This window comes from Cytophaga sp. (assembly GCF_051961495.1).
Taxonomy (GTDB): Bacteria; Bacteroidota; Bacteroidia; order Cytophagales; family Cytophagaceae; genus Cytophaga.
In genome coordinates this window covers 15,906-41,652 of record NZ_JBQCDF010000188.1, presented here as the reverse complement: position 1 = coordinate 41,652, position 25,747 = coordinate 15,906, and the positions used below count along the sequence as shown (strand labels likewise).

Here is a 25,747-nt window from a genome sequence, read left to right as displayed (position 1 = left end):
AAATCACCTGTATTTAACTATCTTTAGTCAAACAACTTTTAAAGCTATGTATAAATATCTGTTTTTTTCTTTATCCGCTTTGTTTGTGTTTTGCACTTCTGACCATACAACAGAGCAAAATCCGAAAGACTCTGCAGCAACAGCAACTGTTCTTCCTGAAAACGCTCCTCAAAAGGATTCTCTTATAAGTGTAGAAACCGGACCGGATACCAACCGGATTGCCGTACTGAAATTTTATAAATCGAAATGGGCTAATGCCTGTTTGCCGATCCCCCAGGAAAGTATCCTGCTGATTCATCAGGACTCTTACGAAGAGCCTTTTTATACCTATCTCGTAAGCGAGTTTGCTGCAATCACTGAAAAGCAAACTACTCAATATTATGAACAGCAGGGCGATGAATCCAATGAGGAAAAAGAAACAGAAGCCTGCGCATGGGAACAGCAGTTCTCCAATAGCATTATCTATTCATCTTCCTACTGCAGTGACACCGGAGGCGGTGCCGTCACGGTAAATACCAGATGCCGCGATAAAAAAACGTTGATATACCTGGTAGATATCCTGTACCATGATCAGGATTATATGTGGAATTCAGATTCTTCTGTTTATGCAAACGTAGACGAAGATATCCCCGGTTCTACGTATCAGATTGAGAAAAATGAAAGAGGTTACTATTACGTAGCTATTTATTAGTGATGGCTATTAAATAATATATGTGAAAGTAACCTTAGCTGCTTTCACATATAATCATGCCAGTGCATGCGAAATATACTACCTGTATTTATTTAACCATTGGCTTGCTATTCGGATTCGCCGGAGTTGTATTTCCCGGAGTCGTTGACTTTTTATTATCCGGTGTGGTTGAACTGCCTGGTGTTGTTGGTTTCCCGGAAGAGTTGCTTCTGTTTGGCGATTGTGTACTATCAGGAGTTATCCGGGAACCTGAATTTGGACTCTGCGAACCGCCATTGTACTGGCCATTTTTATCTACACCATTATTTGTTCCTTTGTCATTAGGATTTGTTGGTGAGCTGCTGCCCGGCTTTACAGAAGGCGTTGTCTGGCTTGGTGTAGTACCTGTATTATTGTTTGTTTGTGCATGTGCACCTGCAATGCCGGCAGATAAAAAGAATGCTAGAATAAGTGTTTTCATGTGTATACTGTTTAGCTTGGTTGTAATAATTGTTAATACATGAAGGCGTTCTCCTTCAATGCATAAGCAAATTGTAAAGATCTGTCATACTTTTTATTACACAATTTTGTATTTCTGTTTTACAATTTCACTATTCTACTTTCCACTCAATCAGCAAGTCTTACATGACGGCTGTTATCAAAATGCATATAATAAACTCATGCCTTTTTGCTATCTTGTTGAAAGATTCATATATACCCCTGCATGAAATTTTCTTTTGCTTTACTTTACAAATTTTTTCTGATTATTATTCTTACCAACCTGTCTTTCCAAACAATACAGGCACAAGACAGCGTTTGCTTCAATCAGGCAATGGCTTTATACACTAAAGGAAATTATGCAGACGCCTACAAAGGCTTTTCAACATGCCTGAAAAATACGAACGTTAAAGGATCTGAATTCTATAACAATTGTTTGTTGCAGATGGGTATCTGCGCCCTGGAAAATGCAGCGTATAAACAAGCCTCTTCGCTGCTGCACATGGCAGAGCGCGCGCTAAAAGATACTTCCGATAATTATATCATCTGCAAACAAAAAATAGCAGCCTTGCACAAGCGCCTTGGGGACTACAATGAAGCAGAAACCATTCTTCTCAATCTCCTCAACATGCAGGAAAATTCTTCCAACACAAACTGCGCATTAAAAGCTGTCACATTAAACGATCTGGGGGTTATCTATAAAAGACTCGGCCAATATGATCGTTCCATCAATTATCTTTCAGAAAGTCTGCAATTGAAACAAAGCTGCCTGAATCCGGAAGATCCGTCCATAACGATCAGCTTGAATAACCTGGCGGGTGTATACATGAAACAGAAGGATTATACCAGGGCAGATAGTTTGTATACAACATCAATAAAAATCAAAACCAAACTCTATGGCCCGGACCATCCAAGTACGTTACTGGCATGGAATAATTTAGCCGAATTATACCGGCAGCAGAATAATTATGCGGAAGCCCTGACAATCCTGCAGGAGGTACTTGCGCGGAAAGCCGCCACCAGTGGCACGCATACTTTATCTTATGCCGCCTCGCTGCATACAATCGCGAATGTATATTTTGCTTCCGGGAAATATGCTGAGTGCATCAACTACTGCCACAAATCGATTGCCATTAAAGAGCAGCTTATCGGAAAACACGCCGCCAATACCATGCATAGTTATGTATTGCTTGCAAAAGCAAATCACATATCAGGTAAAAATAAACACGCAAAATCTTTATATGATTTCATTTTAAAAACCCGGCAGGAAGAAATCGATGCGTATTTTAAATATCTCGGTGAAGAAGAAAAAATTCAGTACTTAAAAGCCAGCAATACTTACTGGAAAGAATTCACAGCGTTTGTATTTGACATGAACAGTAAACCACAAAAACATACAGCTGCCAATAGTAGTTTATTTAACCAATGGATTGAGAACCGCTGGTACCTGTCGGAGCTTATACTCGAGGAAACACAACGCCAGCACCGCCTTTGGGAAAACATATCTGATACCAGTCAACTTAAACTGGTGAGAGAATTAAAAGAACTTAAAGATGAAATTGCTGAAATTTCTTTATTGAAAACCAAAGAAGACCTGCACACATCTGATGAGTTAAATGATCTGACCGATCGGGCTGCACACATCGAAAAAGAACTTACCAGCATCTATGCCATCGAAAACCGAAAAAAATATTCTGTAAAAGATGTTACTAATGCATTAAACAGTACTGAATGCATCATTGAAATCATTAAGCCTATTCAAACCTCCGGAAAATATCTGGCATTAGTTTATCTGCAGGGAATCAAAACGCCATATCAAATATGGCTTCCCGAAGCAAGTGTATTAGAAGACAAGGCATATGCCTACTATAGAAATAACATCAAGTTCAAACTTCAAGATGTAAAGAGTTATAACCTTTACTGGAAACCAATTGCTGATTTTATATCTGCACATTCAGCTATTCATACCCTCTATCTGGTTCGCGATGGTATTTATGAATGCATGAACATTCATACACTTTTGGCAGACAGCACAAGTATCACTATTATTTACCTGAATAAAGCCGAAAGCATTCTTTCACACAAACAACGTAGTAAAACAATCACGCTCAATAAAACAGCTTTTATATACCATCCGCTCTATAGTTCTACCATAGACGCTTGTGATTATTCTGATCTGCCTGGTACAAAAACAGAAGTGGATTCGATTGAGAATCTGTTCAGAAACCAAGCGCTCAAAACCGTTCGTTACGGTGAAGCGATGGCTAGTGAAGCCATCATTAAAAATGACACAGCTGCCTATTCATTGGTACATATCGCCACACACGGGTATCTGGAAATAAACCCCGAAGATGATTATGTAGAGTCCATGATCCATTCCGGCTTAGTGCTCAGCGGTGTCTGCGATCCGCTTGATGTAGATTCAACAGCGGACGATGATGGTATTTTGACAGCATATGAAATCGCGCAGTTAAATCTGAGTGCAACAGATCTTGTTGTCTTATCAGCTTGCCAGAGCGGCCTGGGCATGATGGATAGTCAGGAAGGTTTGGTTGGCCTGCAAAGAGGTTTATTGGTTGCCGGGACAAAAAATGTATTGGTATCGCTATGGAAAATCGACGATGCTGTTACAGCCCGATGGATGATTCACTTTTATTCGAATCTGCTGGAAACGAAATCATGTACGGAAGCTTATTTATTTGCACAACAAAAAATAAAAGAGCAGTATGTTTATCCGTATTACTGGGGTGCGTTTGTATTGCTGGAACAATAAGGGTTATTATTTTTATACCCATTGCTTTACTCCATCATACAGGAATTCCGTAAAGCTGTTTTTATATTTTTCAATTTGTAAACCATCATTCAATATATATACCACAGGATTTTCATCCTCATCCGCACAATCAAAAAAGTAATATATATACCCTTGCCACTGACCGAAAAAGAAATAACTGTCTTTCAAAACAGGTTTATCCGCTTCTGATTTCCGGTCATCAAAATTGATCATTTCGATTGCATCGCTCCGGTTCTCCTTTAGCACCGGATAAGTCATGTAATAACTTTGCAATAAGCTCCCGCATACAGCGCCATAGTGTGAAAGGTACTCCTTATATGCAGCTGGCAACTTTACATGAAATTCCTTTTCAATCTCAACAATCACTGAAGAACTGACACCCCGAGATGTTCCGATCTGTGATTCATATGCATTTAAAAACGACAGGAATTTCATCTAACTTAAGTTCTGCTGCCTGGAAAATCAATCATCTCTAGTTGAATTATTTCCGTTCATACGCTCCGGAATCTTATCAGAAATAATTTTCAATATCCGGTAAAACAGTCAAAAAAACTAATTCTCATACTTAAACGCTATTGTATACTACATATTATGCTACTATTGCTTTGATATATATATCGTTACCAACCATCTTGATTTTTCGCTTATACTTATTACCTTAGGCTGGAGATTTTAAATATTTTATGCCATCTATACTTGTCATTAACAGCGGAAGTTCTTCTCTCAAATTTTCGCTTATCGATCATGCCACGCAAACACTACTCCTTTCCGGAATTGCGGAAAAGATTGGACTTGCAGATACATTTCTCATTATAAAAAAAACAGGCACAAAAGAAATAATTCCGTTGGATCCCGGCACGCACCAGGCAGCGATGAAATATATTCTATCTGCTATTGAGCAAGCGGGCTTGAGTACAGATATTGCAGCCATCGGCCACCGCGTGGTGCATGGCGGAGAATTTTTTAAAACAGCTGTATTGATTGATGATAATGTCATCAAAGCGATTGAGCAATGTATTCCGTTTGCACCGTTGCATAATCCTGCACATCTTGAAGGCATTCATGCCGCCCGCTTATTTGCACCTGATCTTCCGCAGGTTGCCGTATTTGATACAGCCTTTCATCAGACCTTGCCGGAACATGCCTACTTATATGCGCTTCCTATGGAATATTATAAGAAGCATGGTGTCAGACGCTACGGCTTCCATGGCACGAGCCACAGATATGTTTCTCAGCAAGCCGCTTCATTCCTCAATAAAGACCTTGCTGATAGTGCGTTCATCACTGCTCATCTTGGCAATGGAGCAAGTGTTGCAGCAGTACTGAATGGAAAAAGTATCGACACCAGTATGGGCTTTACACCGCTTGAAGGATTGGTCATGGGTACACGCACGGGTGATATTGATCCGGCGGTAATCCCTTATCTTGCCGGGGCATTGAATATAAGTGCAGATGAAGTAATAACCATTTTCAATAAAAAAAGTGGATTGCTTGGTATATCTGAATTATCACCGGATATGCGTGAACTGCAGGAAGCAGCAGATCAAGGCCATACAGGTGCTGCATTGGCGATCGAAATATTTGTGCATCGCCTGGCAAAGTACATTGGAGCTCTAACAACATCTTTACCCAGAACAGACGCACTGATCTTCACCGGAGGTATTGGTGAAAACGCCGCCATCATCCGCTCAAAAACGATCAACCGCTTGCGGGTACTGGGATACAATATTCATGAAGAACATAACAAGCAAGCTGTCGGAGGCCAGCAAGGAATTATTACAACAGAAACAAGTATTCCCGCACTCGTAATCAGTACAAACGAAGAACGGATGATTGCCATGGATACTGCAGCTTGCATCACTTTAAACAACCAACAATAACATGCGTACGTTTTATCTTGCACCAGTCGGACCTAACGCTGGCTTAACATCAGTCTCTTTGGGCATGGTAAGAGCCTTTGAACGTTCAGGAATCAAAGTTGGCTTTGCGAAACCTGTAGCTGACGCCTGGCCTGTAAACGACAGCGAACGTTCTATACATTTTGCAGAAGCTTTATTCCATCTTGCGATTCCCAAACCCATCGCTGTAAGCTATGTAGAAAAAATGGTAGGTTCCGGACAACTGAATCAGCTGCTGGAAGAAATTGTAACCTTGTTATCCATTACTTCAGATGCCTATGATGTGACCATCGTAGAAGGTCTTTCCCAGGATCCGGACAAACCTCTGCTGGCATCCCTTAACGATGAAATTGCACGCAACCTACGTACCGATGTTGTTTTGGTAGCTCCGGTTGATAAACGCCCACCTGCAGAAATTGCAGAACAGATTGAAATAACGCTGCAGCAATTCGGTGGTACAGATCATACCTCTTTTGTTGGCTATGTATTAACAAAGGTTCAGAACGGGGAAGATGCAGAACAATTGCATCAGCAAATTGCATCCTTCAGTCCAACGATTGCCGCGAAACAATTACCTTTTATCGGTGCGATCCCTTATGAGCCTTCCTTAATGGAACCTCGTGTATCCGATATTGCTGCACATCTTCAGTGTCGGGTATTGTCTGATGCCAATATTAATATATCACGTGTCAAAAGTTTTATGGTCGCAGCCCGCTCTGTGGAATTTGTTGCTGACCGACTGCGCCCTGGCGCGCTTGTTATTACTCCCGGCGACCGCGATGATATTTTATTGGCAACTTCACTTGCCGTGCTCAAAGGAATTCCGATTGCGGGCCTGCTGCTTACAAATAATTTTGAACCGAAGCCTTCTATCCAGGAATTATGTTCACCGGTTCTTACACATAAGATCCCGGTATTGTTGTCTCCGCTTACAACTTACGAGACCAGCGGACTGATTGATAAAATGGATAACCACATCCCGATGGATGATACCGAACGTATTACCAAAGTGGTGGACCATGTAGCCGAATACCTGAATGGAGATGTATTAAAAATAAAACTAGGCCAGCCGTCTGAAAAACGCATGCCACCGGCAGCGTTCCGCTATCAGCTCATCCAGGGTGCTCGCAAAGCAAATAAAACCATTGTATTGCCTGAAGGTGAAGAACCCCGTACCATTAAAGCTGCTGCCATCTGCCATGAGAAAAAGATCGCACATTGTATCTTATTGGGAAATCCTGAACGCATAGCAGAAGTAGCGCTTGCCCAAGGTGTAACACTGCCTGCGGATCTGCAGATTATGGATGCAGGTAAGATCCGCCATCGTTATGTGGAACCTATGGTAGAACTTCGTAAAAGCAAAGGGTTAACAGCAGTGCAGGCAGAAAAACAATTAGAAGATAAAGTAGTATTAGGCACCATGATGATTGTGCAGAATGAGGTAGACGGGTTGGTTTCCGGAGCCATTCACACAACAGCGAATACCATTCGGCCGGCGTTGCAGTTGATCAAAACAGCACCGGGCTCAACCATTGTATCTTCTGTATTTTTTATGCTGATGCCGGATCAGGTATATGTATATGGTGATTGTGCCGTTAACCCGAATCCCAATGTTGAACAGCTTGCCGACATTGCCATTCAAAGCGCTGATTCAGCGCTCGCATTTGGGATCGAGCCAAGAATTGCCATGATCTCCTATTCTACCGGAGCTTCAGGCATGGGCGAAGATGTAGAAAAAGTGAAAGAAGCCACACGCATCGTTAAAGAAAGAAGACCAGATCTGATTATCGACGGACCCATGCAATATGATGCAGCTACCGTTGCCAGCGTTAGCTTGCAAAAATCTCCGGATAGTCCGGTTGCAGGCAGGGCGAATGTATTTATTTTCCCGGACCTCAATACAGGAAACACCACATATAAAGCCGTGCAGCGCAGTGCCAACGTGATCAGCGTGGGCCCGATGCTGCAGGGATTAAAGAAACCGGTAAATGATTTATCCAGAGGTGCGCTGGTAGATGATATTGTCTATACCATTGCGCTGACAGCTATTCAGGCAGCAGCGAATGATAGCGCTAAGCCTCTGTAAAAAAACAACTACGTTCCTTGCATTTATAAGATACAAGGAACGTAGTCCTTATTATTATTTTTTGATTGCCGCACGTACTTTAGGGGCGATCTGCGTTCCAAAGATTTCAATTGATTTCATAAGTGAGGCGTGTGAAGGTCCGCCCACATCCATATGTGCAGAGAAACGTGTAAGTCCGAACAGTTCGTGCATCTCCAGTATTTTATCTACAGCTTCATTCGCATCACCAATGATCAGGTGTCCGTTGTTGCCGCGACCGTAATCATACTGATTTCTGCTGTAGGGCTGCCAGCCGCGTGTACGGCCAATGCGGTTCATTTGTGAAGAATACACAGGGTAATATTCGTCGGCTGTTTTTTTACTATCCTCACCGAAAAAACAATGCATATGTACACCTACTTCATACGCATTCATATCGTGTTTGAAATGCTGGTATATTTCCTGGTAATAATTAAACAACGGTTGGAACTGTGCAGGATTACCACCAATGATAGCGAAGATAACCGGTAGTCCGAGTTTACCGGCACGTACCACTGATTCGGGTGTGCCGCCAACCGCTACCCAGACTTTCAGCTTATCATTTACAGCACGTGGCAGAACCTCCTGTTTATCGAGTGCGGCACGCAGCTTCCCTTTCCAGGTGATGGGATTCTCCTGATTTATTTTCACCAGCAGATCCAGTTTTTCTTCAAACAGATTGTTGTAATCTTTCAGGTCATAGCCATAGACCGGAAAAGATTCAATAAAGCTACCACGCCCGGCAGTAATTTCCGCGCGCCCGTTACTGATCTGGTCAATCGTTGCAAAGCTCTGGTAAATGCGTACAGGATCAGAAGAACTCAATACCGTAACAGCACTGCCCAGTTTTATTTTTTTCGTTACAGTTGCAGCAGCAGCCAATACGATCTCTGGTACTGAGACAGCATAGTCTGGACGATGGTGTTCACCGATCCCGAAAAAGTCAAGCCCAACTTCATCCATGAGTTTGATCTCTTCGATCAGTTCACGCAAACGTCCGCCCGAATCCATCGGATTACCCTGCAGATCGTAATGATTATCGCCAAACATGCCTATGCCTAATTCCATACTATGTATCTTTTAATTTTATTAAAGATATGGATTTTTTAGTTTATACAAACCTACAAAGACCGGCTAAAATCTTTTTATGAAACAACCTCAGCCAATCAGAAAATTTTTCTATTTATTCTGTATCTTTCGGCTACTATCATGAAATTCTTTCATAAGCTTCAAATCCTGTTTTTAAGTATCGTTGTACTGCTTAGCGTGATCATAACCATGCTGCTAATATATCCGGACCAACTCCAACCAAAAGAGCCGGAAATATTTTATTGCGGTAATGCCCTTCGTGCAAACGGCGAAAACCATATTGCAGGTGAACGTCTGTTTAAAGATAATTGTAAATCCTGTCATAGAATTCATCAGGATGCTGTAGGTCCTGCATTATCCGGTGTAACGAAACGCAGATCAAAAGAATGGCTTTATGCATTTATAGAGGATCCACAGGCCATGATTAAAAAAAGAGATACAGCAGCTGTTAATTTATACATGAAATATAATAAGTTCGAAATGATGTCATTTAAAACATTGAGTACTGCGGACATTGATTCTATTTTAGTCTATATTGAATTGTCCGATTTGTAGTACATCTCATTATACGCATGCAGACAACAACAATTCACTATACTAAAAAAACGCAGCGCCTTTATGTAGGTGGTATGACAGCTTTGCTGATTGCTGCAGGGATCCCTGCTTATTTTTCTGATGCGATGCTTGCAATACTCATTCCGATACATCTCATCGGAGTATCCTCATTTGCTTTCTTTTCCACACATAGTTACAAAATGCCGCTGATTGTTTTAACAGAAGATTCCTTGCAGATGGATACACCACGGCGAGGTGTTATTTTACCCTGGAAAGATATTATTGCATATCACATTGCAGAAAAAGGTACGGATAAAATCCTTACTGTAATATCAAAAGAACAAACGGCAGAACGAAACCTCTCTGGCCTTGACAAATCTCCTTACGAGATCCTGACACTTTTAAATAAATATAAGAGTCATAGGTAATTCTATTACATCATTTATTCCCCAAAATTAAAAAACAAACTAACAATCATGGAAGAATTCAGCACGCCGCAAACAGCAACCGAAAAAACAATTATATATCCTTCTCTTACTGAACGTATAAAATCGACCTTTATCGATTTTATACTGATTCTTTTTTTATTTTCAATAACAGGAATGCTACTGGACAATTTTGATGAAGTTCCGGATTGGCTGAGAGCAACACTCTTGCTTAGTTTATTCTATGTATACGAACCAGTAGCGCAAACATTCGGATGTACACTGGGAAATTATATCATGGGAATACGTGTAAGAAAACAGAATGCACATGATAGACGAATCAACATTGCCCAGGCATATGTTCGATTAATATTTAAAACCTTACTGAGTTGGTTCTCCTTTTTTACTATAAACAAAAATCCCAGACGCCGTGCTATACATGACCTGGCATCCGGAACGGTTATATTATACGCAGAAGATTAAAATTTAAAAAAATACTACCTTGACTAGATCATTTTTAATTCAGCAAAATGATCGATACCATTTGAGCAACACTTCATAAGAAGTGTTGCTTTTTTTATTGATCGCCAAATAATGACAAAAATCATCATTCACCTTAATTTCGGACAATAATATCCGAAATAGAATCCTATACCTTTGGTTTATAAACCAACAATTATGTTTTCCAAAGCCTGCAAATACGGAATCCGGTCCATCATCCACATTGCTGCACAGTCACAAGCCGGGAAGCGCAGCAGTTTAAAAGAGATAGCCGCGCAGATAGATTCACCGGAAGCATTTACAGCAAAAATTCTGCAGGTTCTTTCCAGAAACAATCTCATAGATTCGAGTAAAGGTCCGCAGGGCGGATTTGAAATGGATCTGAAACAAATGAAAAAATAAAATTAAGTGCGATTGTTTCTGCCATTGATGGTGCTGGTATTTATAACGGCTGCGGCCTGGGTTTAAAAGCCTGTTCGGAAAAACAACCTTGTCCGGTACACGAAAAATTTAAAACGATTCGCAACGAATTAAGAACCATGCTTGAAAATATGAGCATTTATGAATTATCACTCACCCAGAAAAATGGTTTGACATTTCTGAAAAGATAAAAATTTCTCTGGCATATTATCTTGTACAATATGGAACAAAAAGAAATAGCAATACTGGACGATATAAAAATACTGGTCGATCATTTTTATGAAAAGGCGAAAGTTGATCCACTGCTAGGACCAATATTCAATGGTGTTATAAAAGACCACTGGCCAGAGCATCTTGAAAAGCTTTACCGTTTCTGGCAAACCGTACTGCTCGAAGAACATACCTATCATGGCAGTCCATTTGTGCCGCATGCGCAGTTGCCCGTTACGAAAGAACATTTCGATCGATGGATTCAATTGTTCAACCAAACCGTTGATAAATATTTCGCTGGTACCAAGGCTGCCGATGCCAAATGGCGCGCAGAGAAAATGGCAGAGATGTTCCATTACAAAATTGCATTCTACAGGAACAATCCTTCAAAACCTATTCTATAAAATTCTAAAAAAAACGCTTACCAAACTACACCTATGAAAGCATTTGTCGATAGCCCAACCGTAGTCATTTCAACCTATTTATGGATCGGTTGTGTATGTGCCATCAGTTTTCTGGAAGCTTGGCTAAAATTCCGCGCACCGGGAATTACACTGGCATTGGGACTTGGTATTGGAAAATTAGTTTTTAACGCATTGAATAAAATTGAATGGGCATTGGCTGCATCTATTTTATTCAACATGCTTTTTACAAAAAATTTCTCCTGGCAATCGATTGAAAGATCCAATTACATTATCCTTATTCCGCTTGTAATACTAATGATTCAATCCACCTGGTTCTTGCCGCAACTGACTGCCCGGGCTGATGCGATTATCGCAGGTCGTTTTGTCGAACCTTCAGGTGTGCATTTTTATTATGTCGCTGCAGAGGTAGTCAAGATTGTGAGCTTATGCATCTTTGGATTTAAGCTTTTCAAGGATGCGGGCATACCATAAATGCTGTCACGTTTAACGAAATCACATTGGTTAAAAAAATAACACTATGAAGATAACAACTGATACACCGGTTGGAGAAATTACCGGTATTAATTTTCAGACGGCAGAAGTATTCAGAAAATACGCTATTGATTTTTGCTGCAACGGCCAACGAACACTAGGCGAAGTGTGCAAAGAGAAAGAGCTAAACAGTACAAGTCTTATTCAGGAGCTTGATACCATATTACAGGCTACAGCAAAACCCACGTTGAATTATCAGTCATGGCCATCCGGCTTCCTGGCAGATTATATACAGATAAAACACCATACCTATGTTGAAGAAACCGTACCAGTCCTGAAAAAATATTTATCTAAACTCTGTGACGTACATGGTTCCCGCCACCCGGAGCTTTTTGAAGTTCGTGATATTTTTGAGCGTGCAGCCGATGAATTAACCATGCATATGAAAAAAGAAGAGCTGATATTATTTCCTTATATCAAACGTATTTCTGAATCTATAGAGCACCATACACCACTACATGCCGCACCTTTCGGATCTGTAGAAAATCCCATTACCATGATGAAGTATGAGCACAATGCAGAAGGCGATTATTTCAGAAGCATAGCAGCACTAACCAATCAGTACACGCCTCCGTCAGATGCCTGCAATACATATAAAATTACCTTTTCGATATTAAAACAATTTGAGGAAGATTTACATCTGCACATCCATCTGGAGAATAATATATTATTTCCTAAGGCTATTGAAAATGAAAGCCTCGTTATGAGATAACAGTAAAAGAGATTGCCGCAAAAAATTATTCAACAGGAAGCGTAAAATAAAAAGTTGTTCCTTTATCAACTTCTGATTCAAACCAGATGGTACCGCCATGGCGTTCGATAATGCTTTTTGTTAATGCCAGTCCAACACCGGTACCTTCAAAATCAGCGGCATTATGCAACCGCTGGAACACACCGAAGATCTTATCCGCATACTGCATATCAAAACCAGCACCATTATCTGTTACAGCGAAGCGCACTTCCTTTTCTGTTTTTGTACAGCCGATATCAATTTTTGCAATTTCCTTTTTGCGGGTATATTTCACTGCGTTCGAAAGCAGGTTGATCCATACCTGACGGATCATGCTTATATCTCCGAAAACCGGTTCAAGCGGATTTAAGTGAATATCGAATGTCCGGCCAAGTTCTGCGGAGGTAAGTTCCTGCAACACACTTTTCACCATGGCATCCATTCCGATCGATGACTTAGACAAATCTTTGCGTTGAAATTTTGAAAAGTCCAGCAGGTCATCAATCAGCTGTTCCATGGCAGAAGCATTGATCGCGATCCGGTTCATGAGACGTTTACACTCATCATCACCGATGCCTGCATAATCCTGCAGCAGTATTTTTGAGAATCCCGAGATCCTTCGCAACGGAGCTTTTAAATCGTGTGAGACTGAATAGGTAAAAGCCTCTAGCTGTCGGTTTGCTTCTTTCAATAACTCAGTACGCTCATGTACAATACTTTCCAGCTTTTCGTTTATTTGTGCCAGATCATTCTGCGCTTCTTTAAGAGCAGTAATATCAATCAGTACAAACATAATGGCAAAAATTTCTCCTTTACCATCACGCAGCGGAACTACTTTCATCAGAGAATAATAACCGGACAATGTTTGCCGGTCTGTCAAAATAGTTTCGCCTGCAAATGCCCGCTTAATGATCTCTTCATAATAGTTATGATAATTTTCAGGCGTAATGATATCGGAAATCTTTTTACCGGGCATGGTTTCCTTGGTATAGCCCATGGTCGTTAAAAAATCACCTTCAGCCAGCAGATAGCGTTCCTGGCGGTCGAGAATGGTAATAGCCGTGCCGGGAATATTGGATGCAAGTATCCGGTATATCCGGTCCATCTCACTGGCATTATTTGTATACCTTTGAATACGTATATCCGAAAGCATATTCTTGAGTATGTAATTTTCTTCCTCCAGTTCTTTCAAACGTTCCAGCAAATCCTCTGTACTGCCAAGCCGTGCCTTCCACTTGTAAAGCGTATCTAAGCTGACTTTATATTTACGACACAATTCATGTGCATCTGCGCCTTCTGTCAATTGTTTTAAAATAAGCCTGATCTGCTCATCGGAATAATATTCATATGCCATGCTGTAAAAAAATAAAAGCCAGGAAATAGTATATGTTACAATCTCTGAATTTATTTCGAGATAAGTAAAAAAATAGAAATAATTTCTTTCAAAAAGCCGCTTCCGATACGAAAGAACCTATTGCTGCGTTGTAAAAATAATTTCCTGCTTTCAGGACAAACAAAATATTTACCGGAAAAATGCAATCTGTATATTTACAGGATAATTATTAGTTTTGTTGTTATGTTTTTGGCCACCATTTCTTTTTTTAACTACGGGAGCGATAAAACCGATCCACTGAAGAGGTATATTTTTCTTTTTTTTATTTTGCTCAATATAGAAAATGTTTTTGGGCAAACAGATCTCAATACTTCTAAAAGAGAGTTGAACAAAGAACAAAACATCAACACTCCCCAGCAGGAATATACGGCTCCCAAATCTGCATATCGTACCGGAAAAGATCTCGAAAACGAAATAACCAGCTCAATTGCAGGCAATCTTTTTGTTTATCTTATTAAAGGTATGGTTGGCAATTACAATACGGAAGATCATCTGCACAACCGTGTAAGTAAGTACCCTTACCGCAGTGCCATAGACGGGAATTATACACGCGCGGATTCTAACGCACACAAGGGATTCCGGATGGATATTGAAGATCACTTCCTCTACGGCAACAAAGATTTGCATGGGAATCACCTGAAAGCAAAATTTCGTCCGTTCGAATATTTTTATTTTCAAACAGAAATGTTTCAGCTGTTTCAATACGATTATACACTTGACAAGTATGATAATTTACTGCTCTACAATCTGGATTTTTGTTATGACCGGCTGCGTTATGAACGGTTCAATCTGGGCTTTACCTTGGGAGCCAATTATATAGCCAATGATGTTAAGAAAGGCGGCTTTGCATTCGGTTTTAATACAGAAATCTTTGTTACAAAACCCATCAGCCTCTATGCCTCGGTAAAATGGAGTGGTATCAATGCAAACCCGGTAAACACCTTTGAGTTGCAGGGTAAGTATCACATCAAAAACTTTTATATTTCCGCAGGCTATCAGCATATGCGGATCGCCTCGCCTTCATACAGATTTGTAGCTGTAGGTTTGGGGATTTACTTATAATACTACATGATCTGTGTGCCAAATCATATAAAAGACATAACCCATGATAAATAAAATGGTCTTTGTGCCACAGTCTAAGGTGTCCGGCAGATCTAAATAATTTATTTGATCAATAACTGTTCGCTGTTAGGATCTGCTGGTATCGGATTCCCGGGCGACGGACTCATAGGCGTTACCGGATTGGTATTCGTCGGTGATTTTTTGTCTCCGGGTTTATTCAAATCTGAATTGGGATCCGGCGTATAAGAAGGAGGTGTAGTACCTGGTTGAAGATTATCTGGTTGGTTATTTGTGTTATTATTCGGATTAAGGCTGTTTGGAATAGTGCTGTTATCCGGCACCCCGCTGTTATTGGGAATACTATTATTGGGCACAACACTATTGGGAATATCTATAGAACCATTGTTATCAGGTGTTCCGCTATTGTTAGGAACACCATTGTTATTTGGCGTGATGGATGGAAACGGATTTGGCGTAGTGGTTCCCGGAGTAGTAGTACCTGGTAAAGGATTGTTATTTGTCTGCGCATATGCGACGCAAATACTTGTACATAGCAGGAATATAATGCTAATTACTTTCATAGAAATCCGGATTAACTGGTAAAATAATACTCTGATTTATTAGATCTGAATTTCTGAAGATTTGCTTTCTGTTATGTTACAGGATACTGCGTTTGTGTTACAAAATAAACACTGGGGTTATACGAATTAAATCGTAAACTTCTGATTCACCAGTTCCTTCCCTTCGCAGGTATAGATGATGTAGTAGTTTCCCTTTTTCCAGTTTCTTACTTTCAAACCAAAATCAAAAACAATATCTCCTGCCGGTAACGATGTTTTGTAAGGATACGTCCATACCACTTCACCGGCTTCATTTTCTACAACACTTTGCAACTCCACTGTTTTTGTTGCTTTAAATTCAATCTTCCCTTTAACCTCTGCCGCAGTATTGACAATATTTCTGTCAGCCGTCATTTCCGGTATTCGCCTGGTTTGATACCAGGTATCTGTTTGTCCGGTTTGTTTAAAAAGATATTCGCGTACTGCTTTTGAAGCTGTAACATTACTACCTGATACATTCGATACGCTCTGACTATCGGTGATACACCAAACAGCTTGCTGCACAAATCCATCTTCCAGATTTGTATAAGGTGCCATTAACCGGGCAAGATCTGCCAGAGCGATGTTACTGCTTTTAGCAGCTGTAAAAGTTGTTGTTGATGCCGGACAGCGGTCGCTCAGTTCAGTACAATAGCCTGAAACCAGTACGGTCTTACTTTCTGCTTTCTGCAAAACAATTACATTGCTTTGTATCGTAACCAGGGTCTGTTCGCCTTCATCCCCGGGGATAAAAAGTGTACCGGGTGTTATACCTACATACATAGGAATATTGCTCAGGTTTTCAATTTTCATGGAAATGCATTTTCCGGAATAACCCCCGGTAGAAGTAATATCCACCCGAACTTTTTTCTCCTGAATGGCTTGTACCAGGTCTACTGATAATACGCTGTTTCTGTATGATGACAATAATACGGTAATACAAAATATTATGAAGATAATTGCCTGCTTTTTCATAATTGGCATTTGTTTTGAGTGAGAGATACTGTCATTTTAAAACAAAGCTATCTGTTAATACCCTTGTTTAAAACATAATACAGGTACCTGAAAAAGATACTGAAGCTGGCCTGATAAAATATTCAAAAAATGGTATATTGACTTATTCTAAATCTATGGACAAAATGAAATTTTCTGTTTTTCTACTTGCAACAAGTCTGCTGTTTTGTTTGCAGGCAAAAAGCCAGGTTAATCCGGCTCCCCCAAAAGCTAATGAAAAAAGCGAACTGATCGAAGAACCTATAGAAGAGCCTACCCCAAATGATGGGGAAATCTATGTAATGGTTGATGTACTTCCGGAATACAAAGACGGCGGTGAAGGGGCATTTATACAGTATGTTACTTCTTATGTACATAAACATGCAGTCCACCCGAAAGATTCAACAGTTGCTGTTACGGGAAATATGTTTATACAATTTGTTATAGAAAAAGATGGCAGTGTTTCAGATGTTTCTATTTATTCCGGCAAAGGCATAAACCCTGCTTATGATCAAGCGGCAATAGACGCTATTAAAAAAACACAATGGAAACCCGCATCCAGAAACGGGATGTCGGTTCGATATAGAAAAATGAGCAAATTCAGATTTTATTAAAATTTAAATTAAATGAAGTTTTTATTATTTATAACATCAACCCTACTTTGCTTGAGCGTACAGGGACAGGTTACGAAAGATTCATCCGGACTTTATGATGAAGGACCTTTTATGGAAAAATCTTTCAACCAGAATGATGAACCATATGTTTATGTTCAAGTTGCAGCAGAATATATCGATGGTGGCGAATCTAAATTCATAGAATATGTTACATCATATGTAAAAAAAAATGCAGCCCCACAAAATGATTCAGCGGCTACTGTAACAGGAGTTCTGTTTGTACAATATGTTATTGAAAAAGATGGCAGTGTTTCAACTGCTTCTATAATGCCTGGTGAAGGCATAAATCCTGCTTATGATCAAGCAGCAATTGAAGCTGTTAAAAAATCAAAGTGGAAACCTGCATCCAATTATGGAACACCTGTACGATATAAAAAAATAAACAGATTCAAATTTTATTAATTTTAATAATTTTAATAATCATAGTTCATATGAAATTTTCTCTCTTTCTGTTACTGACAACATGCCTGCTTTGCCTGGATATACAAGCCCAGACAGATTCATCTCATGGAGAAAGTGATGGTGGCTACGTCGTTGTTTCAACGATGCCTGTTTTTTCAGGTGGCGATGATGTTAAGTTTGTTCAATATGTTGTTTCATATGTGAAGGAAAATACGCCTCAACTAAAAAAATCTGCTGTAAAAGGAAATGTATTTATTCAATTTACTATCGAAACGGACAGTAGTGTTTCAACAGCTTCCATAGTACCAGGCAAAGGGATTAACCCAACCATTGACCAGTCAGTTATAGATGCTGTAAAAAAATCAAGATGGTCACCAGGCACCCTTAACGGAAAAGCCACCCGGGCAAAAAGAACAATGCGAATTACATTTTCTTAAAAGAGCAGGCCAAACAATATGTTTGGCCTGCTCTTTTAAGAAATAATCTGTTATTTACATTAATCCATGTACACGCAGGTAATACAACAGCGCCATGGTTTTTGCATCACGGATTTTACCGTTCTTAATCATTTGCAGTGCTTCTTCAAACAATACTTCTTCTATATCAATAAACTCCTGTTCTTCCTGCAAACCACCACCGGCATTTGTTTTCATATCAGCCGTATAAGGAACCGCAAATAAAAAAATACGCTCTGTACATCCCGCCGGCGACACATAAATCTCTCCTGCGGATTGTATATCTTTTACTGTATAACCAGTCTCTTCCATAATTTCACGGCGCACACAAACCTCGGGTGTATCGCCATCCAGCATGCCTGCACAAACTTCTTTTAGCATGCCTGAAGCATTTCCATTCAGAAAAGTCGGCAAACGAAACTGGCTCAACAAAAGAACTGTTCCTTTTTCTTTATTATACAGGACTGCGGCGGCGGCATCGCCGCGCTCATACACTTCCCGTTTGGTTGTAAGCTTCTCTCCGTTTGCTCCTGTGTAATTTACAGTAACTTCTTTTAACGGATACCGATTGTTTGATAAAATCCTTGTATCGACAATATGTGCAGACTCGTTCATGTACTTTTATATTATTCTTCAGGAAGATAACTAAAAAATCAGAAAGGAAAACTATGCTTCTGAACGCATTACGCCGGAAAGGGGATTAGACAAAGGTTCGGAAATAATCCGCCGTACCGGTAAACAGCCGGGATATTTTTCTATAATGAACTGCATCATTTTTTCCCGTACCAGGCAACGCAGATCAAACAGCTGACCTGAATTAAAAGCGCTTACCAATATCCGGACCTGCATGGATTGTTCGTTCATGTCCGTCACCTGTACTAATGACAATCTTCCGTCCCACATAAGCTTACCTTCATTTTCCAGTAGTTCTTTCAGCCTTTGGCGCATGGGTTCAACCGGCATTGAAAAATCTGTATATAAAACTACTGTACCCAGCATTTCCGAAGAAGTACGTGTCCAGTTTTCAAAGGCATTATCAATAAAGTAAGAGATCGGGAGAATCAATCTTCTTTCATCCCATAATTTAACAACCACGTAGGTGAGGGTGATTTCTTCTACCCTTCCATATTGGCCTTGTACAATAACCACATCATCATAACGCATGGGCTGCGTAAAAGCAATCTGGAAACCTGCCAGCAAATTTGCCAATGATTTCTGTGCGGCAAAACCTATGATGATGCCGGCAATGCCGGCTGAAGCCAGTAGACTTGTACCTAGCTCCCGCACACGTTCAAAACTCATGAGTACAATAGCTATGGAAACAAAAACAACAAATGCGGTGCCGATCTTCTGCAAAAAATCCACCTGTGTACGGGCACGACGCTCATTCAGGTTACCAACAACGTTAACATCAAATTTCAGATACAGGATATCTTTTATAAACTGAATGATGCGGATCAGAATATATGCAAGAGAAATAACAATCAGGATAAACAATACTTTACTGATTGTATGGGCAGTTTTGTCCTGAAAATTAGTAAAAGCGATTCCTATATTCAGAAATACTACCGTAATAAAAAAACGTACCGAAAAATTAAAGTTCCGGCTTACCGCTTTATAACTGGTCCCCGAAAGTCTGATCAGTACAAATTTTATCGCATGATAAAATAAAACACTGATGATAAAACCAATAATACCAAATACCATCATGATTGATACACTTTGAAATTTTCCAAAGAGCTGATTTGACCAGTATGTGATAAACGCTTCCATATATTTTTCCGAATACATGGTATAATATACTTTCTGCAAAAGGTATAATCAATGCATCCTGCAGAACATATAACTTTTTCCGATAATTGTGTAACTATTCCACGCTTGTCAAAACCTGAATACAAATATTTCCGTTATACTTTTTATGTTGTCTGGTTACTTATTTACATTTGAGTTATTAAGTTCTTTTTATGAATAATCAATACCTTTGGAATTCTGTAGAATCATTTCCTCTAGACAACACCCCAAACGATCCTTATAATTTTTCGATACGACTGGCCTTTGAAAATAAATGGTCTGAGTACATTACCAGCCAGGCGATTTTAGAATACAAAAAATTTATGTTTCTGGCAGCGACCAGCAGTAGCATGGTTTCACCATCAGAAGTAGTCGACATTGTATGGCACCAGCATTTGCTTTTCTCTCAATCTTACGATGCATTCTGCAACTTATTGGGGAAACGCATTGAACACATTCCATCTACACATAACCCGACAGAAAAAGTGCGATTTGCCAAAGCCAAAGAATATACAAAAAAAGTCTATGAAGAAAATTTTGGCAAGCAACCGGAAGCATTCTGGAATTATTCCAATCCGTACGATTCAATCCCTTTAAAAAAATCTTCGCACAATGAGAACGATGCCTATAAAATTTTAGGTTTCATGCTCCTATCCGGATATGGTTTCTATTTATTAACAGCACCAATCATACGGCAAATTCCTAATCCTTACTTTTTAATATCCATCATTTCGTTATGGATTATATCAATCGCTATTATATTTTATCAATACAAGAAAAATATAGTGCAGCTGATACAGTCATGGAAAGGAAACAGCATTATCTCCAACCTCTCCGCGTTGGAGTTGATAAGTATTGAAAAGCAGAACCCTTCCTATATTACGCATTACTATGTAAGCCGTATGATCAAACAAAAAAACATTCGTGTTACGGCAGAGAATAAACTTAAACTCAAACAGGAACCAATAATACAAGATGCCATTGAAAATGTTCTGTATACAGAACTTAAAAACACGCAACCCGCTTTTTATGCAAGTATTTTAAAAGGTGTTAATTCCATGCCATTACTAATAAGGTTCAACTGGATCCGACTGGAACTGTCTGAAAGATTTTATTCATCCGAAATATATGTGCGAATGATCTTAAGTACCGCATCTGTTTGGGGTTTCTTAATGATGATACTTGTGGTTCGTCTGGTAACCGGCGTGCTTCATGATAAAAATATATTCTTTCTGTTTTGTACCATTGCATTCTGTTTTGTTTCAGCGTTCGTATATTTAAATTTTATACAAAAATATTTCTGGACAAAAACATTCCCGGAAGAGTTTAGAAAAATATTCATTCAGAATAGTCCTTCTGAAACGGCACATTCATCATGGCAATGGAAATATTTTCTGGGAGGCACGATACTGGCGACATCATTGCAACCCATGGTAGGATATACACAAAGACACAACGGTGGAAACTGCGGCAGTTCCTGCGGATCAAGTTGCAGCAGCAGCTGCGGATCAAGCGGAGGTGGATGTGGTGGTGGAGGTGGATGTGGCGGTTGCGGCGGCGGTGACTAATGCACATCCCGGATCGTCGCCTATTATTTACTTACAATCACAAACTCCACCCTTCTGTTTAGCTGCCGTGTTTCTTCTGTCGCATTGCTCGCAATCGGCTTGGCTCCGCCATATCCTTTACCAGTAATGCGATCTCCAGCAATGCCTTTGGCTACCAGATAATCTTTAATAGCAGCTACCCGCTGTTCCGATAAAAGTATATTCAGTTTAGGGTCGCCCTGGTTATCGGTATAGCCCAGCAATTCAATCCGCATGGTAGGATTATCTTTCAACATGGTATACAATTGATCAAGCGATTCATTACTGCTTTCCAGCAATGCTGTGCCCCCCCTGGCAAAGTATACATTCGGCAGACTGATGGTTTCTCCTACTTTAATTGGTGATAGTTCAAAATCTTTCGTTTGGTTTTGTTTTACATCCAGTATTTCCACGACTGCAATTTCACTCACATACCCTTCTTTCTCCACATGCATACTATACTTTCCCGGAGGTAAAGATACAGTGTAAAGCCCGTCCGGATCGCTTTCTATTTTTTTCACCAATACTTTATCAATTGTATAAAAAGAAATAAATGCCCATAACGGCGACTTCGTTGATTTAATAAAAATATTCCCTGTAAGTGTCCGTGTAACCGCAGGTGTAACCACATCCGGAGTAAGCTCTATAATTCTGTTGATGTCCGGATCAGTACCACCTTTCAGCAGGTTAATACTATCTACTACACTCTTATAACCAGGCTTGGTTATAGAGAAAACATAAATACGGTCTGCATATACATTAGATACTGAACTCTTACCATTATTGAGCGGAATACATGTAATATCCTTTTTCGACTGGCGGTCCATACCCGTAACCGCTGCTGCTACAGACACCTTTGTAACAGCATCAATAAAATTAAATGTAACATGATATTGCCTTGGTGAAATGCCTTCCGCATATACAGGGAGCTTCAACGGACTTACAGCATTACTGGTCTGGATGATGATCAGAGTTGATGTGCGTCCGCGCTGTGTCGGAGCAAAATTAAGTTTGATACTGGCAGAAGCACCGGCTGCGATTGTAACGTTTGTTGGAGAAAGAATTTTAAACTGTGTCTTGTCTGGTCCTGTAAGACGGACAGACGTAATGTTCAATGGAATTGTACCTATATTGGTAAGCACTGCTGAGAAAGTTGTATCCTTTGTTTTTCCAACTTCTACCGTGCCCATATCCAGCTCTGTCAATTTCAAAGCATAAGGTTTTATAATCCCTGTTCCTGAAATAGATGTGCGAACGGTATCATTCAGCGTAATCACTTTTAGCACTGCTTGCTGCAGTCCTGTTTTAACAGGAGCAAAACGAATCTCTACATCACGCGCCGACAATGCAGCAATACCAACCGATGAAACAGGATTCAGGATTCTGAACGCTGCTGCATCCGCACCTTCAATACTCATTTCACGAATGGCAATACCTGCGGGAACGATGTTTTTAATACATGCAGTAATCACACTGTCTTTCGTGTTGCCCGCATATACCTGTGGGAACACAATTTTCTTAACCGACGGCTTTGCTGAAAGGATTGTAAATACTGCTGCTGACTGATCTGCCGCCAGATTATTTTCAGGATCCTCAATACCGGAAGTGGCCATATATACATTGTCTGATGAGGTACTGGTAAACAATACATATTTTCCATTACTGAAAGGAACAAACCAGCCGAATTTCACAGAACCCGGCAAGGTATATGTATGCAGTACCTTACCGGTATTCATATCGATCAAGGTCGGATAATTTCCAACGGAACATAATGCATAATTACCATATGTATCGAGCGACATGAATGCGCGTGCAGAATTTTTATAACTATATAATTGTTTTCCGCTCAGATCGTAGGCTGTAAAATCCTGGTTTGATCCGTCAGCACCCCAGGTATATACCAGGAGTACATTTTCATCTTCATTGAATTCTGCATTAACGATCTGCTCCTTCGGTACGGATATTTCGAGTACTCTTGTTTCTTTTCCATAATCCCACACCCAGGCATGGTGATTCGTTTCATCAATGGATACTATGTAATTATGAGTAAAATCTGTTATCTCCCGACCTTTTACAAAATCAACCATTTTCACAATACCGCCTGTTTTAAAATGAAAAATTCCCAGCTTGCCGCTGGCATCGCGGGCTACGTATTGCGTAAGGTCATTATTAATATATGGTTCGATAAAATTGCTTAATGTATATTTAAATACGCCCCACTCTTCAATCAACTCAAATGTATACCCGTTATATACACGAACAGGCTTGCCTTCATCGTAAATAAATATATACCGGCCATCAGGCGAAAAAATGAAGTATCCTTTTTTGATTGTATTTTTTATTTTATTGATCACTGTATTGGTATACGTATCATGTAAAAACAATTCCGTGGTTGTTTGTGTAATGTATCTGCTCCCATCCGGACTCAGGTTATATGCGTTCATGATATCTTTAAAACCATCATATACCACTTTTGATTCTATCGTATTTTTCTTTTGCGTGGCAAGTACCTCAACCTTGATCAGGTTATTATCACCAGGCATGTTCGGTATTTTCCAGTTCAACAAATCATCTCTGCTGCTATCAATAACTGAAATCCAGCTTTTGCCTGCATTGAAACTCAATGATATGTTAACCGGATCAGTCACATTCTGTGTACTCCAGCGGATAAGTGTATCTTGCCCGGCAATGAGCTTTTCCTTACCGTCGGGGAAAATAAGATTTACAACAGGTTTATCTGTCAGTGGTTGGTATTGGAAATAAATAAATGCAGACTGACAACCGGCCGATGTAAGTTCAATCCTTCCTGAAGCGAATTCGTTCAAAGATCCTGTATGCTTTACAGTAAATGTTACAGCTGAATCTTTTTTTATCGTACGAGGAAAAGACGTCGCATCTATTGCAAAAAAAGCTTTGGAAGAATTAAAAGCAGTAGCGATAAAATCTCCGTTCACAGCTTTTACCGCTACCTGGACTTCTTTTATTTTTTCATTGAAAGTAAGCGTACCTGCTTCCGATAGAAGCCGGACAACATGCGCAGGCGGTACACTGTATTGCATGGCAGCCTGTCGCATACTGTTACTGTTCTCCCCGAATAATACTTTCTTTGAATATCCGCAGGTAGCTGCGCTGTTCCATTCAATGCTTGATGCTGTCAGTCCCTGGGCACGATATAAAATGCTCAGGTAAATCGCATTGATCTCCTGTTCAGAAACAACATTTTCATAAAATGCTCCCTGGGTAGCCTTCACCACGCGCTTTAATTCATCGGGTGCATTCATACCCAAAGTGATTACATATACTCGTGCGCCCATTCCCTGGGCCTTTTGGATAATCGCTGAAGGATTTACATCGCCATAACCATCTGTTAAGAAAATCAGTACTTTTTCGTGCAATCCGTTTTTTAAGATATCAAGTCCGCCGGCATCTGCTTTTGTAAAACCTTTATTATAATCTGTACCGCCTGCAGGTGTCAGTGCCTGTATGGTTTGCAGCAGCTTGGCACGATCCCTTGTAAAATCCGTGTTAACAAAACTGATGTCATCAAAGCTTGTTACGGCACATTCCGAAACGTCCAGCGGAATTTTTTTAGCTATGGCCGTTGCAGCACTCTTGGCAAGCTTCATATACTCCGTTTCCATGGAGCCGGATATATCAATCGTCAATACCAGTGAGATTTGTTTGGGTTTTGCGCCAGCCGGATTAACAACCTTTAGTACCTGTTGGCTGATGGAATTTTCTTTGACAAAGACATCTTCCTTTTTCAAGGTTGTTATCTGGTTTTCAAAAGCATCTATTGCAAAAAAATTTGCTTTGACAACCGGATAGGCGCTTGTATCTATATTAAATAAGGTGAGTTGCTGAGCCGATACGGCATGGCTTGCTAGGAGACAAAAAACAGCAGCAGTCAGCAGCGGAATTATTCGTTGTACAGCATTCATA

25 protein-coding genes are annotated in these 25,747 nt (G+C 40.1%); 16 read left to right on the top strand and 9 right to left on the bottom strand.

The window, feature by feature from the left end:
- Positions 1–46: 46 nt before the first annotated feature.
- The gene (locus tag ACTHJT_RS10240) at positions 47–691 is read left to right on the top strand and encodes a hypothetical protein (protein WP_440237926.1); all 645 of its coding nucleotides are present in this window, start codon (positions 47–49) and stop codon (positions 689–691) included.
- An 88-nt stretch (positions 692–779) separates the two neighbouring features.
- Here the strand turns inward: ACTHJT_RS10240 and ACTHJT_RS10235 are convergent, their stop codons facing one another.
- Entirely contained in the window at positions 780–1,151 is a 372-nt protein-coding gene (locus ACTHJT_RS10235; RefSeq protein WP_440237925.1) for a hypothetical protein, read from the bottom strand.
- A gap of 243 nt (positions 1,152–1,394) precedes the next feature.
- Between ACTHJT_RS10235 and ACTHJT_RS10230 the strand changes: the two genes are divergently transcribed.
- On the top strand, positions 1,395–3,941 hold the full coding sequence (locus ACTHJT_RS10230; protein WP_440237924.1) for a CHAT domain-containing protein: 2,547 nt from the start codon (positions 1,395–1,397) through the stop codon (positions 3,939–3,941).
- Positions 3,942–3,953: 12 nt separating this feature from the next.
- On the opposite strand, the gene ACTHJT_RS10225 is transcribed toward ACTHJT_RS10230, so the two are convergent.
- The gene (locus ACTHJT_RS10225; RefSeq protein ID WP_440237923.1) at positions 3,954–4,397 is read right to left on the bottom strand and encodes an SMI1/KNR4 family protein; all 444 of its coding nucleotides are present in this window, start codon (positions 4,395–4,397) and stop codon (positions 3,954–3,956) included.
- Positions 4,398–4,645: 248 nt separating this feature from the next.
- Between ACTHJT_RS10225 and ACTHJT_RS10220 the strand changes: the two genes are divergently transcribed.
- Together ACTHJT_RS10220 and pta are read left to right on the top strand one after the other, a co-directional pair.
- Complete coding sequence (locus ACTHJT_RS10220; protein ID WP_440237922.1) at positions 4,646–5,842, top strand: acetate/propionate family kinase; 1,197 nt, start codon at positions 4,646–4,648, stop codon at positions 5,840–5,842.
- A gap of 1 nt (position 5,843) precedes the next feature.
- A complete protein-coding gene (gene pta, locus ACTHJT_RS10215) occupies positions 5,844–7,946 on the top strand; it encodes a phosphate acetyltransferase (protein ID WP_440237921.1) in 2,103 nt (700 codons plus the stop codon).
- Positions 7,947–8,000: 54 nt separating this feature from the next.
- Here pta and ACTHJT_RS10210 read toward each other — a convergent pair whose 3' ends face one another.
- On the bottom strand, positions 8,001–9,032 hold the full coding sequence (locus ACTHJT_RS10210; protein WP_440237920.1) for an LLM class flavin-dependent oxidoreductase: 1,032 nt from the start codon (positions 9,030–9,032) through the stop codon (positions 8,001–8,003).
- Positions 9,033–9,173: 141 nt separating this feature from the next.
- Between ACTHJT_RS10210 and ACTHJT_RS10205 the strand changes: the two genes are divergently transcribed.
- From ACTHJT_RS10205 to ric, 7 genes are all read left to right on the top strand, one after another.
- Entirely contained in the window at positions 9,174–9,608 is a 435-nt protein-coding gene (locus ACTHJT_RS10205; RefSeq protein WP_440237919.1) for a c-type cytochrome, read from the top strand.
- A gap of 17 nt (positions 9,609–9,625) precedes the next feature.
- Positions 9,626–10,036: a hypothetical protein gene (locus ACTHJT_RS10200; protein ID WP_440237918.1), complete on the top strand. Its 411-nt coding sequence runs from the start codon at positions 9,626–9,628 to the stop codon at positions 10,034–10,036.
- A 48-nt stretch (positions 10,037–10,084) separates the two neighbouring features.
- A complete protein-coding gene (locus ACTHJT_RS10195; RefSeq protein ID WP_440237917.1) occupies positions 10,085–10,516 on the top strand; it encodes an RDD family protein in 432 nt (143 codons plus the stop codon).
- A gap of 195 nt (positions 10,517–10,711) precedes the next feature.
- Entirely contained in the window at positions 10,712–10,936 is a 225-nt protein-coding gene (locus tag ACTHJT_RS10190) for an RrF2 family transcriptional regulator (protein ID WP_440237916.1), read from the top strand.
- A 239-nt stretch (positions 10,937–11,175) separates the two neighbouring features.
- Entirely contained in the window at positions 11,176–11,568 is a 393-nt protein-coding gene (locus ACTHJT_RS10185; RefSeq protein ID WP_440237915.1) for a group III truncated hemoglobin, read from the top strand.
- Between the two features lie 33 nt (positions 11,569–11,601).
- Positions 11,602–12,060, top strand: coding sequence for a hypothetical protein (locus tag ACTHJT_RS10180; RefSeq protein WP_440237914.1), 459 nt, complete (start codon positions 11,602–11,604; stop codon positions 12,058–12,060).
- 46 nt (positions 12,061–12,106) lie between these two features.
- On the top strand, positions 12,107–12,832 hold the full coding sequence (gene ric / locus ACTHJT_RS10175) for an iron-sulfur cluster repair di-iron protein (RefSeq protein WP_440237913.1): 726 nt from the start codon (positions 12,107–12,109) through the stop codon (positions 12,830–12,832).
- Positions 12,833–12,857: 25 nt separating this feature from the next.
- Here the strand turns inward: ric and ACTHJT_RS10170 are convergent, their stop codons facing one another.
- Positions 12,858–14,204, bottom strand: coding sequence for an ATP-binding protein (locus ACTHJT_RS10170; protein ID WP_440237912.1), 1,347 nt, complete (start codon positions 14,202–14,204; stop codon positions 12,858–12,860).
- A gap of 306 nt (positions 14,205–14,510) precedes the next feature.
- On the opposite strand from ACTHJT_RS10170, the gene ACTHJT_RS10165 reads away from it, so the two are divergent.
- Positions 14,511–15,305 (top strand): hypothetical protein, encoded by a 795-nt coding sequence (locus tag ACTHJT_RS10165; protein WP_440237911.1) that lies wholly within the window; start codon positions 14,511–14,513, stop codon positions 15,303–15,305.
- Between the two features lie 101 nt (positions 15,306–15,406).
- Here ACTHJT_RS10165 and ACTHJT_RS10160 read toward each other — a convergent pair whose 3' ends face one another.
- Together ACTHJT_RS10160 and ACTHJT_RS10155 are read right to left on the bottom strand one after the other, a co-directional pair.
- On the bottom strand, positions 15,407–15,886 hold the full coding sequence (locus ACTHJT_RS10160; protein ID WP_440237910.1) for a hypothetical protein: 480 nt from the start codon (positions 15,884–15,886) through the stop codon (positions 15,407–15,409).
- A gap of 126 nt (positions 15,887–16,012) precedes the next feature.
- On the bottom strand, positions 16,013–16,879 hold the full coding sequence (locus tag ACTHJT_RS10155; protein ID WP_440237909.1) for a hypothetical protein: 867 nt from the start codon (positions 16,877–16,879) through the stop codon (positions 16,013–16,015).
- Between the two features lie 164 nt (positions 16,880–17,043).
- On the opposite strand from ACTHJT_RS10155, the gene ACTHJT_RS10150 reads away from it, so the two are divergent.
- The 3 genes from ACTHJT_RS10150 (at position 17,044) to ACTHJT_RS10140 (ending at position 18,410) form a co-directional block, all read left to right on the top strand.
- On the top strand, positions 17,044–17,511 hold the full coding sequence (locus tag ACTHJT_RS10150; protein WP_440237908.1) for an energy transducer TonB: 468 nt from the start codon (positions 17,044–17,046) through the stop codon (positions 17,509–17,511).
- Positions 17,512–17,622: 111 nt separating this feature from the next.
- Positions 17,623–17,973 (top strand): energy transducer TonB, encoded by a 351-nt coding sequence (locus ACTHJT_RS10145; RefSeq protein ID WP_440237907.1) that lies wholly within the window; start codon positions 17,623–17,625, stop codon positions 17,971–17,973.
- Between the two features lie 29 nt (positions 17,974–18,002).
- Entirely contained in the window at positions 18,003–18,410 is a 408-nt protein-coding gene (locus ACTHJT_RS10140) for an energy transducer TonB (protein ID WP_440237906.1), read from the top strand.
- A gap of 54 nt (positions 18,411–18,464) precedes the next feature.
- Here ACTHJT_RS10140 and ACTHJT_RS10135 read toward each other — a convergent pair whose 3' ends face one another.
- The gene (locus ACTHJT_RS10135) at positions 18,465–19,043 is read right to left on the bottom strand and encodes an NUDIX domain-containing protein (protein WP_440237905.1); all 579 of its coding nucleotides are present in this window, start codon (positions 19,041–19,043) and stop codon (positions 18,465–18,467) included.
- Between the two features lie 51 nt (positions 19,044–19,094).
- Positions 19,095–20,201 (bottom strand): mechanosensitive ion channel family protein, encoded by a 1,107-nt coding sequence (locus ACTHJT_RS10130; protein WP_440237904.1) that lies wholly within the window; start codon positions 20,199–20,201, stop codon positions 19,095–19,097.
- A gap of 191 nt (positions 20,202–20,392) precedes the next feature.
- Here ACTHJT_RS10130 and ACTHJT_RS10125 point away from each other — a divergent pair, with 191 nt between their 5' ends.
- On the top strand, positions 20,393–21,787 hold the full coding sequence (locus tag ACTHJT_RS10125; RefSeq protein ID WP_440237903.1) for a glycine-rich domain-containing protein: 1,395 nt from the start codon (positions 20,393–20,395) through the stop codon (positions 21,785–21,787).
- A 23-nt stretch (positions 21,788–21,810) separates the two neighbouring features.
- Here the strand turns inward: ACTHJT_RS10125 and ACTHJT_RS10120 are convergent, their stop codons facing one another.
- Positions 21,811–25,746, bottom strand: a complete 3,936-nt coding sequence (locus ACTHJT_RS10120) for an OmpA family protein (protein WP_440237902.1) — start codon at positions 25,744–25,746, stop codon at positions 21,811–21,813.
- Between the last annotated feature and the right edge of the window lies 1 nt (position 25,747).